Source organism: Anaerococcus vaginimassiliensis (assembly GCF_900626155.1).
Lineage (GTDB): Bacteria > Bacillota > Clostridia > Tissierellales > Peptoniphilaceae > Anaerococcus > Anaerococcus vaginimassiliensis.
Genome location: NZ_LR130844.1, coordinates 1,691,824 through 1,703,109 on the forward strand (window position 1 = coordinate 1,691,824; position 11,286 = coordinate 1,703,109).

At 32.4% G+C, this 11,286-nt stretch carries 11 protein-coding genes; 1 reads left to right on the plus strand and 10 read right to left on the minus strand.

Annotated elements, in window-relative coordinates:
- From whiA to murB, 4 genes are read right to left on the minus strand one after another with little or no spacing between them, the layout of a single operon-like run.
- Nucleotides 1-897 (minus strand): DNA-binding protein WhiA, encoded by an 897-nt coding sequence (whiA, locus tag E0D87_RS08320; RefSeq protein ID WP_130820067.1) that lies wholly within the window; start codon nucleotides 895-897, stop codon nucleotides 1-3.
- Between the two features lie 11 nt (nucleotides 898-908).
- Nucleotides 909-1,628, minus strand: a complete 720-nt coding sequence (locus E0D87_RS08325; protein WP_004835153.1) for a tyrosine-protein phosphatase — start codon at nucleotides 1,626-1,628, stop codon at nucleotides 909-911.
- Nucleotides 1,622-2,470, minus strand: coding sequence for an RNase adapter RapZ (rapZ, locus tag E0D87_RS08330; RefSeq protein ID WP_004835065.1), 849 nt, complete (start codon nucleotides 2,468-2,470; stop codon nucleotides 1,622-1,624). The genes E0D87_RS08325 and rapZ overlap by 7 nt, the downstream gene beginning before the upstream one ends.
- Nucleotides 2,470-3,372: a UDP-N-acetylmuramate dehydrogenase gene (gene murB / locus E0D87_RS08335; protein ID WP_130820068.1), complete on the minus strand. Its 903-nt coding sequence runs from the start codon at nucleotides 3,370-3,372 to the stop codon at nucleotides 2,470-2,472. The genes rapZ and murB overlap by 1 nt, the downstream gene beginning before the upstream one ends.
- Nucleotides 3,373-3,559: 187 nt before the next feature.
- On the opposite strand from murB, the gene rpmB reads away from it, so the two are divergent.
- Nucleotides 3,560-3,748 carry a 50S ribosomal protein L28 gene (gene rpmB / locus E0D87_RS08340; RefSeq protein WP_004835074.1) on the plus strand — a complete coding sequence of 63 codons (189 nt, stop codon included), beginning with the start codon at nucleotides 3,560-3,562 and terminating at the stop codon, nucleotides 3,746-3,748.
- Between the two features lie 81 nt (nucleotides 3,749-3,829).
- On the opposite strand, the gene E0D87_RS08345 is transcribed toward rpmB, so the two are convergent.
- The 6 genes from E0D87_RS08345 to rlmN form a co-directional block, all read right to left on the minus strand.
- Nucleotides 3,830-5,956, minus strand: coding sequence for a catalase (locus E0D87_RS08345; RefSeq protein ID WP_207278287.1), 2,127 nt, complete (start codon nucleotides 5,954-5,956; stop codon nucleotides 3,830-3,832).
- 74 nt (nucleotides 5,957-6,030) lie between these two features.
- Nucleotides 6,031-6,696 (minus strand): ribulose-phosphate 3-epimerase, encoded by a 666-nt coding sequence (gene rpe / locus E0D87_RS08350; protein ID WP_130820069.1) that lies wholly within the window; start codon nucleotides 6,694-6,696, stop codon nucleotides 6,031-6,033.
- The gene (gene rsgA / locus E0D87_RS08355) at nucleotides 6,690-7,562 is read right to left on the minus strand and encodes a ribosome small subunit-dependent GTPase A (protein ID WP_130820070.1); all 873 of its coding nucleotides are present in this window, start codon (nucleotides 7,560-7,562) and stop codon (nucleotides 6,690-6,692) included. Before rsgA ends, rpe begins: the two co-directional genes overlap by 7 nt.
- On the minus strand, nucleotides 7,559-9,523 hold the full coding sequence (gene pknB / locus E0D87_RS08360; protein ID WP_130820071.1) for a Stk1 family PASTA domain-containing Ser/Thr kinase: 1,965 nt from the start codon (nucleotides 9,521-9,523) through the stop codon (nucleotides 7,559-7,561). The genes rsgA and pknB overlap by 4 nt, the downstream gene beginning before the upstream one ends.
- 8 nt (nucleotides 9,524-9,531) lie before the next feature.
- A complete protein-coding gene (locus tag E0D87_RS08365; RefSeq protein WP_130820072.1) occupies nucleotides 9,532-10,257 on the minus strand; it encodes a Stp1/IreP family PP2C-type Ser/Thr phosphatase in 726 nt (241 codons plus the stop codon).
- Between the two features lie 2 nt (nucleotides 10,258-10,259).
- Entirely contained in the window at nucleotides 10,260-11,285 is a 1,026-nt protein-coding gene (gene rlmN / locus E0D87_RS08370; RefSeq protein WP_130820073.1) for a dual-specificity RNA methyltransferase RlmN, read from the minus strand.
- Nucleotide 11,286 lies beyond the last annotated feature (1 nt).

An 11,286-nucleotide genomic window follows, 5' to 3' on the forward strand; every position in this document is an offset into this window, starting at 1 on the left:
TTATAAATCTTCTGCGATCTTAATAAATTTCTGAAGCCTGTAATTAACCTTGGCCTTGCTCATTACAGGATCCATCATTTCTCCGATTTCTTCTATAGAAATGTATGGATTTTCTAAACGAATACTTGCTATTTCTTTCATATCATTAGATAAAGAATCGTACTTGTCGCTATTAATGACTTCCTTTATAGCATCAACTTGTTTTAATGAAGCTTTTACAGTTCTATCGATATTTGCCTTATCAAAGTTAGTTTGTCTATTTATATTGTTTCTAATAGATTTCATAGCTCTAACATTTTCAAGCTCAAAAAGAGACCTATTGGCCCCGATTATAGCAAGAAAATCTGAAATTTTATCAGAATCCTTTATATATACTATATAATAATCTCCTCTATCATTAACTTTGGCATTGAGGTCAAAAGTATTCATAGAATCCTTGATTAGCTTAAGTTCATGTTTTTCCCTAGCTATTATTTCTAGGTTGTAGCCTCTCTGTGGGTCATTTATCGAGCCTTTGTATATAAAAGCTATTTTTAAAAATGATTTTATATCATCCAGAGAAACTTCTTCTATATCAGAAAAATTATCTATAAATCCATTATTTTTCGTATCTACCAATTCTTCCGAAATCTTGTTATCCTCTACAAGAACAATAAAAACCCTGTCTCTTTCTGATTTATCATATATTTCGAAAGTTGGAGAATAATCATATAAGTCTTTTATTAAGTTGTAAATATATCTGGCATAAGAATTGGATTCTGTTTCAAACTTGATGTTGTAACCACCCATATTTATCCTAATAGAACCAATAAAATGCATCAAAGAAATTATCTCTCCTGTTACAGATATTGGATCTTTCTTTAGAACTTCTTTCTTACACCTCTGGGAAAAAGACATATTTTACCTTTCTAGCCAGCTATTTTCTCTCTGACTTTTTTTATAGTTTCCTCACTGATTCCTGCTTTCAAGAGATAAGATTCAAAAGAACCGTATTTTTCAATTACATACTCATAGGCTTCTTTCATATAGTAGGGACTTGTTATCCTAAATATCGTAAATTCATCGTCCCTATCATAGTCAATATAGCCTAAATGAGCTGAGCTTACCTCATAATCAGCGATTATATCTTCCTTGTTTACTCCAGCAAGCCCCATCAAAATCATAGAAATAATTCCGGTCCTATCTTTTCCCTCCTGGCAATGGAAAAGACTTATGCCATCACTTTCAGCAAATATTTCCATAATCTCTCTAATAGCCTTGTAGTTATCAATTAGATTGCTATAAGTTTGCCCAACTGTAATTTCTTTACTTAATACTTTGTTGATATCTTCTCTACTAAATTCTCTATCTCCAGCCAAGGATACATTATAATATGTAAAATTATCCCTTATCTTTGAAACTTCTGTTTCTCTTGGCTCGATTTCTCCCTTTCTTCTTAGGTCGATAACAGTTGTTACTCCAAGATCCTTTAGATATTCTAAATCAGAATCATCTGCCTTATCTAAACTTGCTGTTCTAATAAATCTTTGCCAATTAGTAGAATTTCCATCCTCGGTCGGAACTCCTCCTATATCTCTTGCATTTTTAATTTCATTTAGAGGTAATCTTTTTAAGTATTTGTTTACCATTTATCCTTCTCTCTATGTTTCTTAACAATTATATAATCGTCATCTTTAAGTCTATCGTAAAGTTTTTCTACCATATATACTGACCTATGTTGACCACCTGTACATCCTATAGCAAGAGTAATTATATCCTTGCCTTGGTTTACAAACTCAGGAATTAATTTTTTAATTAAATTCTCTAAATCGTAAACAAACTGTTTGGATATATCAAATTGGTCTAAATATTTTTGTAGTTTTTCATCAGTTCCATTAAGCTTTTTTAAATCATTAATATAAAATGGGTTTGGTAGAAATCTCATGTCGAAAACAAATTCAAAGTTATCACTAAGTCCATACTTAAAACCAAAGGAAATAAGATTTATAATTATTTTTTCTTTCTTAGTAGTTGTTTCTTCTATGACTCTTTTAAGCTCAGCATTCTTATAGGTAGTTGTATCTATAAATCTATCTGAAATCTTTCTAATAGGTCTAAGAAGTTCCTTTTCTCTTGCTATTCCTTCGCCGACATCTCCATATTCTCCTAGTGGATGAGGTCTTCTAAGCTCGTTATACCTTTTATAAATAACCTCATCGGAAGAATAGATATATATTATTTCTGTATCAATATTTGCTTTTTTCAGCCTCAATAGAGAATTGTACAAATCTTCTGTCACAGATAATGACCTAACATCAATAACCACAGCCATTTTTTCGATTGGGCTTTCTTGGTTAGAATTTAGTTCAATAAATTTTTCTATAAGATATGCAGGGACATTGTCCATTGCGTAGTATCCCATATCCTCGTATGCTCTAAGGGCACTTGTCTTTCCCGAACCACTTAGTCCTGTGATAACCTTAAGTTTCATTAGATATCTCCAATAAGTTTTACTTCTCTCTCCAATACGAAACCTGTTTTCTCATTTACAATTTTAGAAACTTCTTCTATAAAGGCCAACATATCTGTGCAAGTAGCATTATCCACATTTATAATAAATCCACAATGTTTTTCGCTAACTTGACATTGACCCTTCCTATATCCTCTTAGACCACATTCGTCAATCAATTTTGATGCATAGGAACCGACAGGTCTTTTAAAAGTAGATCCTGCTGATTTTCTATCTAGTGGCTGTTTGCTTGTTCGTCTGCTTGTGTAATCCTGGTATTTTTCGACTATTTCATCATGAATACCCTTTTTTAATTTAAAACTTGCAGAAGATACTATCAGATCTTGTTCAAATATTTTGGAATGTCTATAGGAAAAGTTCATTTCTGTATTAGTAAATTCATACTCGTTTCCTTCGAAGTCAAAAGCTTTTACCAATAGGCAAATATCTTTGATTTCTCCACCGTAGGCACCTGCGTTCATAGCAACCGCTCCACCAATAGAACCTGGTATACCAGATATTTCTTCCATGCCAGTAAGATTTTCTTCAATTGCAAAAAGGGCAGTTTCATTTAAACTTGTTCCTGCAAGGGCAGTGATTATATCACCATCAACTTCTATCTTGTCATAGTTATCTGCCAAGACAATAACAGCTCCCCTAATACCCTTATCACTAATCAAAAGATTTGATCCTCTACCTATAACTGTTGTTTTTATTCCATTTTCATGGTTTATTTTTAATATATTTTTAAGTTCTTGTTCACAAGTTGGTTTTAATAATGCGTCAGCGTCTCCGCCTATGCCAAAAGTTGTATAGTCTTTAAGTGGATGGTTATAAAAAACTTCTCCAACATTTTTTCCTTCGTATATAGATTTGTAGTCCATATTACCTCCTAAGATTCATTTAAATCTCTTTTATTCTTATAGAACTATACTCTAATTGACCTCTAATAACTATCATTAATACATATTGGAAAATTACTTAGGATAAATAAATATTTAAGAAAAATTTGTATTTTATCATAAACTTTGGTAGAATAATAAAGATGAATAAAAGCTAGGAGGTGTAATAATGGCAAGAGCATGTGATATCTGCGGTAAGGGAACAAAATCAGGTAAAGCTGTAACTTTCTCTCACAGACAAATTAATAGAACATTTAAAGCAAATGTGCATAAAGTAAAAGCTTTAGTAGATGGAACACCTAAAACAATCAACGTATGTACTAAATGTCTAAAAAGCGGTAAAGTAGAAAAAGCATAATTGCAAAATGTTTTTTTTATTTCCAATAAAATATTAGAAACTTAAAAGGATGAGGTAAAACCCCATCCCTTTTTTATTTGCCTAAATTGAACCGTTTCTGTCCCAGAATCTTTGCTTAGCCACATTTTCAATAAATTTGTCTATATCAGACATATCTTTTGTTACCATTACTCCAGGATCATCTTGTTTGTCTTTATCTAAGAGGTCTTTCGCATCTCCTATTATCCATAGTGGTTTGTAATGTTTATATGTTTCTTCTGCAAATTCTTTGACATTTTTCATAAATTCATCAGAAGGTTTTTCTGGAACTACTATAATCAAGCTATCCTCAAGAACTGGATGAACTGTATCATATCTATGATCTACCCTTACTCCATCCTTAGTTTCTTTAAGTGTTTTTTGAATTATCTCAGCTTTTGCCTTGCTTTTTTCTATTTTTTCTGTCAATGATTTAAAATCAAAATCATCTTCATCGTCAGAATATATACCAACCTTTAATGTATCAGTTTTAAATATTGTATTTTCTTGAGAGAATTCTGGCATCCTTACTTTAAGAGCTTCTTTTGTAGGTTTTACTCCCGCTGGATCAAATCCTCTTTCCTTATCTGGAGAGTCTGCTCCTACATTGTCTGCTATCGCTTTTGCCATGTCTTCATCAACATTTGCAAACATATCTACGACATTTTGTCTAATCTCCTTTCTTTGAACCTTAGTAAGCTCAAAGGAGAAGGCGTTTATTATATGTTCTTTTTCTACATCAGATAAGGAATTGTAGAAAGCTGTGGCTTGGCTAAAGTGATCTCTGAAACTATCATCTCTAGCTTTTATAACTTTGCCATCAATTTTTTCTTGGTAATGTTCAAATCCACCATTTTCTACGCTTTCATAATATGGAGATTCATCTCCTATAGAAGATTTTTGATATGCTACAGGACCTTTGTTAATCATGTGTTGATGCCAGCCGTCTCTTTGATTGTTATGAACACCAACTATAGGTCTATTTATAGGAATCTGTGCAAAGTTTGGGCCACCTAATCTTAGTAGTTGTGTATCTGTATATGAGAATAACCTACCTTGAAGAAGTGGGTCATTTGTAAAGTCAATTCCAGGAACGATATTTCCTGGGTTAAAGGCAACTTGTTCCGTTTCTGCAAAATAATTATCTACATTTCTATTTAGAGTTATTTCACCAATTTTAATTTTCTCAACATCTTCTTCTGGCCAAACTTTTGTTGGATCTAGTATATCATAGGTAAAATCGAACTCTTTTTCTTCTGGAATCATTTGTACGCAAAAGTCCCAAACTGGGTAATTTCCTTCATCAATAGCATCGTAAAGATCACGTCTTTGACTATCAGGATCATTTCCAGATACTTTAAGTGTTTCATCCCATACTCTTGAGTGAACTCCTAGTTGTGGGTTCCATTGGAACCTCACAAAAGTTCCCTTGCCATCTTTATTGACAAATCTAAATGTATGAATAGCAAAACCATCAATCATTCTTAGACTAAGAGGAATAGCTCTATCACTCATTGCCCACATAGCCATATGTGCTGATTCTTGATTACGGGTAATGAAATCCCAGAAAGTATCGTGAGCTGATTGAGCTTGTGGAATTTCGTTATGTGGTTCTGGTTTAACAGCGTGAACAAAATCAGGGAATTTGATTGCATCTTGGATGAAAAATACTGGAATATTGTTACCGGCAATATCGTAGTTTCCTTCATCTGTGTAGAATTTCAAAGCAAATCCACGAGCATCACGAGGAGTATCAGTTGATCCTCTAGATCCTGCTACTGTAGAAATTCTAGTAAAAAGTGGGGTTTCCTTACCTACTTCTGTAAAAAGTGTTGCCTTTGTATATTCGCTCATATCTTTTGTACATTTAAATACACCATGGGCACCTACACCACGAGCATGAACAATTCTTTCAGGAATTCTTTCGTGGTCAAAGTGCATTATTTTTTCTCTTAAATGAAAATCTTCTAATAAAGAAGGTCCTCTCTTACCAGCTTTTAGAGAAAATTCTTCCTCTGCCATCTTTAGACCCTTATTTGTAGTGAAAGCCTTACCACTGTTATCAACTTTATTTCTTTCTAAGTCCTTTTGCTTGGCATTATCTTTAACCTTCTTAGATTTCTTAGATCCTTCTGGCTCTAATGGAGCTTTAATAAAGTCATGCTTATCATCGGATTTTTTCTTAGTCATATAAATCTCCTTTTATTTAAAGAACAAATTAACTACTTATCTGTATATATACCCAAAAAAATAAAATCCACTTATTAAAGTGGATTTTTCTCGAAAATTTCATAATATTTTTCTATTTGACCTTTTATATCTTCTTTGCCGAAGATATCTGAACCAGAGACTATTTCATCACAGCCAGCTTTTATAACTTTTTCTACATTGGTTGTTTTTATGCCGCCGTCAATTTCAATCTTGCAAGCTAGATTATTTTTATCCGTGTAATCTCTTAGATCTCTAACTCTATCAAGAGAAGACTCTATAAAACTTTGACCACCAAATCCAGGCTCAACACTCATTACAAGAACCGCATCTACTTCTTTTAATAATGGAAGTATTTTTGAAAGTTCGGTTTTAGGTCTTAAAGTTATACCAGCCTCTATTCCTAAGGATTTAATCTTTTTTATAACATCTAAAGGATTCTCACATGATTCATAGTGGATAGTTATCCTATCAGATCCAGCTTCTTTGAATCTTTCTACATATCTTATAGGATCTACTATCATCAAATGGGTATCAAAAAAGTAATCATTCTTATCCCTTATGTCTTTTATAACCTTAAATCCAAATGATATATTTGGTACAAATACACCATCCATTACATCTATATGAATCATCTTTAGAGGTGTATTTTTTGTTTGATCTAGGTTTTCTTGTAATTTTGAAAAATCACAAGAAAGAATAGACGGTGAAAGTTCTACCATTTGTTCTCTCTCCTTTTTTTAATTTCTTCATACAACACCAAATAGTTTTTATATCTGGATTCTGATATTTCTCCATTTTTAAGATCTTCTTTAACTCCACATTTAGGCTCGTTTATATGATTGCAATCCTTAAACTTGCAAGTTTTATCTCTAAATTCTAAAAACGTATCTTTTAGTTCTACTTCGTTTTCTATAAAATCAATATCAAAAGAGTCGAAACCAGGTGTATCAAATAAAAAAGTGTTCTCATTTATCTTAAAGATTTCCGTATGTCTTGTTGTATTTCTACCTCTTTTGCTCTTATCAGATATGGAACCTATTTCTACATTTATATCTACAAGATTATTTAAAAAAGTTGATTTTCCAACTCCACTTGCACCCGACACTGCAGATGTTTTTCCACTTAATACATTCATTATTTCATCTTCAGGGAAATCATCGTAATTATCTAGGCAAATTATCTTATATCCTATAGGTTCATAGATTTTTATGAAATCATTAATCTCTTTTTGATCTGCTAGGTCAATTTTTGATAGAATCATGCAAACATCGATTCCAATATATTCACACATGGCTAAATATTTATCTAGATTATAAAGATTTAGTGGGGGATTTTTAATCGTTGCAAATAAGAGTATTTGATCTACATTTGATATGTTTGGTCTTTTTATTTCATTTGATCTTTCACATATTTGAGTGATATAGCCTTCGCCATCTGACAAATCTTCTATTAAGACATTATCACCAACCAAAGGCTTTATCCCTTTTTTCCTAAAATTTCCCCTAGCCTTGCACATTAGAGTTTCACTATCAGAATTTACATAATATAAGTCTTTTTGAGATTTAATTATTTTCCCTTGTTTCAATTTACTGTATACACTCCGTATGATTCTTCGTCGACTAAAACTTCGAACTGGGTATTTTCAATAGATTGAAAATTGAGGTTTAGGACAGCTTGTTCGTCTAAATCTTCCCTGCTATGATTCTGGTTATATAGGATGTCACTTCTTTTACCATTTTCATCAAGCTTAAATATTTTAACATTAAAATTATCATTTCCAGTGTATATATTTAGTTTCAAGTCCACATTCTTAGGTTTTTCTTCGCCTTGATTTTCCTTAGGTGGATTTTCTTTTTTTCCAGTACTTATTACAATGTCAATATTTGAACCCTCTGCTACTTGAGTGCCGCTTGTTATAGATTGACTCATTACAAGCCCTTTTTCTACATCTTCGCTTTCTTTGTAGTCTATATTTCTTAAAGTTAGTCCATACTGGCTAATTAAATTAATAGCTTGATTTTCATCAATTCCTAGTAGGTTTGGAACTTCTACATTGACTATTTTTTCTTCAGCTCCTGCACTTACAACAACATCTACTTTGCTCCCAGCTTGGATATTTGTATCTGGTTTTGGATCTTGTTTAAGGATTAAATCTTTAGCTACTATATCATCATACTCTGTACTGGTTCGACCTATTGATAATCCAACATCCTTTAGGGCTTCTTCTGCTTCAGCAACTGTTAATCCTGACAAGTCAGGAACCGCTACTTCTCTACCTGCGCTTATTACAAGATTTACTATAGTTCCTTTGTCAACCTTAGTATTTGCTTCAGGATCTTGTTTCATAACCTTGCCCTTGTCGTACTCGTCGCTTTCCTCAGTTCTTAGTATATTTGCTTTCAGTCCTCTTTTTTCTAATTCTTTTACTGCTTTTTCTTGGGTTAAGTTTATTACTGTTGGCATTTCAATTTGACTATCAGTTGGTCTTGATAGGAAATAGTAAACCGCACCTACTAATATTAAAGCAAGCAAGGCAATAGGCCAGAGTTTAATAGGCTTATCTTTTTTGGTACTTGGCGTTTCCTCATCAGTAGGAGAAACATAAACAGCTTCTTCTTCCTTCTTTTTAGTTTTTTTCTCAGCTTTCTTTTTCTTTTGTTCTTTGTTTGGAACTACTATTGGGATTTTGGCTGTTTCTTCCATTGATTTATCATAATTATTTACCTGAGGATTTTCCAAGCTATCAATTAATTCGCTCGCATTTAAAAATCTATTGGCTGGCTCTTTTTCGAGTAGCTTCATTATTATATAGTTTAAGTGATCTGACAGATTTGGATTTAATTCCTTAGCAGGCTTCGCTTTATCTTGGATGTGCATTACTGCAATTCCCACTGAGTTATCAGCATCAAAAGGAACTTTTCCTGTTGCCATCTCATACATAACAGCACCTAGAGAGTATAGATCACTTTTCTCATCTACAATTTTTCCCTTAGCTTGTTCTGGAGAAATATAATGAACTGTGCCCAAGATAGATGAAGTATAGGTAATAGTTGCATTAGATGAAACTCTCGCTATACCAAAATCAGTTACCTTGGCAAGTCCGTATTTATCTATCAATATATTTTGTGGTTTTATATCCCTATGAATTATTCCAGAATTATGAGCTGACTTTAAAGCCTGAGCGATTTGAACTGAGTAATCAATTATATCATGATTTGATAATTGTCCCTCGCTATCAATTAAATCTTTTAAAGTCTCTCCTTCAACATATTCCATAACTATGTAATAGATCTTTTTTCCTTCGAAAAGGTCTTGACCTATATCATAGACATTAACAATATTTATGTGGTTGAGTTTCGCAGCTGATTGAGCCTCGTTATTAAATTTCTTTAGAAACTCATCGTCCTCGGCGTATTGCTCTTTCAAGACTTTGATAGCTACAAATCTATCTAACAATCTGTCCTTGGCCTTATAAACCTTGGCCATTCCTCCAACTCCGATTTGCTGTATAATCTCGTACCTATTGTCCAAAATTATCTTATCCATATTACCTCTTATATCAAAACGGTAGTCAAGGTTATATTGTCATGACCACCTTCATTTAGTGCAAGTTCAACTAATTTTGACGAAATCTCGTAGGCATCGTCAAAATCATTTACAACAGTTCTAATTTCTTCATCTGCTACTTCATTAGATAAACCATCAGTAAATAACAGCAATACATCGCCTTTTACCATATCTATAACTTCTGTATCTACTTCAAGCTCATCTTCAGTTCCGACAGCCCTAGTTATGGCAGATTTGTTGATGAAATTTTTCGCTTCATCTTCAGTTAATGATCCGGAATCTACCAAATCATTTACTAGTGAATGGTCTCTAGTTTTAAATATAAAATCTCCATCTCTAAATAGGTATACTCTAGAATCGCCTACGTGAGATATTATATATTTTTTATTTTTATTATCTATCGAAAGGCAAACAACAGTTGTGCCCATACTGCGACCTTCACTATCGTCTGCCAATTCATAAATTTTGTCATTGGCTTTAGATATGGCTTCTTCTTGTAAATCTTCTATAGATTTGTAGGTAGACAAATCTGCATTTTTTATAAAATCTATGTAGGTTAAGCTAGCAAGCTTGCTTGCAACTTCTCCCTTGCTATGACCACCCATTCCATCGGCAACTATAAAAAAGTCAATATCTCCAACGCTTATATTCCCATAGGCATCTTCATTTTCTTCTCGTCGTTTACCGATATTTGATATCGTACTAAATTTCATGCTCACCTCGCATAGTTATTTCTAAGTTGACCACAAGATGCATCTATATCTGATCCCATAGACCTTCTTATTGTGGCATTTAATTTCTTAGAAACTAGTTTATCTCTAAATTCTTTTAGAGCAGTATTTTTAGGTTTACTATAAGAAAACTCCTCTATTGGATTTAATGGAATTAAGTTTATATGAACATTTTTACCCTTCAATAGTCTTACAAGGTTATCTACATCTTCATCGAGATTATTTACACCATCTATAACTACATACTCAAAACTAACTCTTCTTTTAGTATTATCTAAATAGTAGTCAGTAGCCTCCATCAATTCTTTTATAGAATATTTATTAGATACTGGCATAAATTGTCTTCTTTTCTTATCATCAGCATAATGCAAGCTCAAGGCTAAATTTATATCTAGCCCACTATCCGCAAGCTTTACTATCATAGTAGCAAGACCAGATGTAGATAAGGTTATAGACCTATGAGATAAGTTTCTACCTTTTTCATCAGTGATAATTTCAATAAAGTTTTTGATATTATGGTAATTATCTAAAGGTTCTCCTATACCCATTATAACTATGTTATTTATATCGCCATTGATTCTTTCAAGCTCATATACTTCCTCGATAAGTTCTGATGCTGTCATATTTCTAACTAAACCGTTTTTAGTTGAAGCGCAGAATTTACATCCCATTCTACAACCAACTTGAGATGAAATACAAATTGTCTTTCTATTTTCATATTCCATATATACAGATTCTATAATATTTCCATCTTCTAGCTCAAATAGATATTTTTTAGTTGAATCAATTTTTGATACAAACTCTCTTCTTAGTTCCAGGCTTGAAAACTTATATTTTTCATCTAAAGCTTCTCTCATATCTTTAGATAAATCTGTCATTTTGGAAAAATCATTTATCTTATTTACATGAATTTGCCTATAAACCTGTTTTGCTCTAAATTTCTTGTATCCATTCTCTTCAAATATTTCTTCTAATTCTTTTATTGACTTATCGTTAATAGTTTCTTTCATA